Here is a 1,392-nt window from a genome sequence, read left to right as displayed (position 1 = left end):
AATTGTTTCCTATTCCTCCACTATAATGGTATCGTAATTTAACTCATTGTGCTACTTAAAATACGACTGCTTATCGACTCAAAATTGCCCAGATTACCCTTATATAATTGAAAGCACTTTTTTAGAAGATGAGATGTTTTATCTGTCCAATATCACATTGTTCTCCAAATACACTGTTGAATGCCATGCACAGGTTGTGCCCCAGAATTTTATTCTGTAATCGGGTACATAATCCATGAAAGCTTTTTGCGAGAACTTTTTCCGCATTTAACTGTTCGCTAAGCTGCGAAAATACAGTTTCCACCCTACGACGGAAGCGGAAGATCAGCTGCCGTATTTCTTTTGGCCAGTTGTTCTTATGATTAGATGGTTTGAGAGACATCAGGCAGATACCTTTTTCACGCATATCCTGCAAAAGGTTTTCCCCAGTATAGCCTTTATCTCCAAATATTGTAACCCGCAGATGGTTTTCTGCAAGGTCGCGCAGTCCTTCCCGGTCATCCACAGATGCGGGCGTAATCTCAAAAGCAGTTACATAACCTTCTATGGTAATAAGGGCATGTACTTTGAACCCGAAATAAGTTTCCTTTTTGGATGGACATTTTCCATAATTTGCGCCATCCTCGCGGAAGGAACGGCAGTAACGCGCATGCCCAAATTTGCAGACTGGAAGAGGGAAGCTGTCAATTACAAAATAACGGCTGTCAGGTATTGGGAAGGATTGAGCCAGTTTCTGCCGGAGCAGTTCCGTTACTTGTAAAAGAGCTCTTCTGGTTCGGTTAAATCGCGTGCGGCAGCATAGATGCGGAAAAAGGTGTCGATAATTACGTTTCACGAAAGAATACCATGCCTTTTCAGAATCTATACCAATGAGTTCACCACAAATGCTTAGCGTAATTATTTCAGAATCAGACATCTTTGCAGTATGCACATTCCGCCTTTGGGAAACGCATACAGGGACAGACCGTTGATACAAATCATCAATAACTGTATAAACAAGCAAAATAAAATCTTCAAAAGTTGCTGTGAGAGTGGTATAATCATCTTTGAACTTCAACATTATGTGTGCCTCCTTTCATAGCATGTAGTGGTGTACAGCTATAGGATAACATATTTTGTTGAAGTTTTTTATATTAACTAGCACAATGGGTTAAGTTATCTTTTCTTAATTGGTAGTAATCCATAATTTTCACGCAATCGGTTGAATCTCCGTCTTTGCTTGTCGTCCATATTGAATTTCTTCATTATTCTGATAGTTTCTGAAATATCCTCTGTCATAACAGCTCGCCATATTTCCTCTGAAATAAATGCGATATTAGTATGCTTATCTGTACCACCTTCACTTACTGGAATTTTCCTTATACATTTCATTTGATGTACATTCAGCCTATT

The 1,392-nt window shown here is 39.2% G+C and carries 1 protein-coding gene and 1 pseudogene; both read right to left on the bottom strand.

Features of this window, described 5'->3' with window-relative positions:
* Nucleotides 1-121: 121 nt before the first annotated feature.
* Complete coding sequence (locus QVP40_RS03385; RefSeq protein ID WP_022067093.1) at nucleotides 122-1,060, bottom strand: IS982 family transposase; 939 nt, start codon at nucleotides 1,058-1,060, stop codon at nucleotides 122-124.
* 95 nt (nucleotides 1,061-1,155) lie between these two features.
* A pseudogene (locus QVP40_RS03380) lies at nucleotides 1,156-1,392 on the bottom strand (hypothetical protein); the annotation flags it as partial.

The sequence above is a fragment of the Blautia sp. CAG:257 genome, assembly GCF_000433815.1.
GTDB classification, from domain to species: Bacteria; Bacillota; Clostridia; order Lachnospirales; family Lachnospiraceae; genus Blautia_A; species Blautia_A caecimuris.
This window is presented reverse-complemented; position numbering and strand designations above follow the sequence as displayed.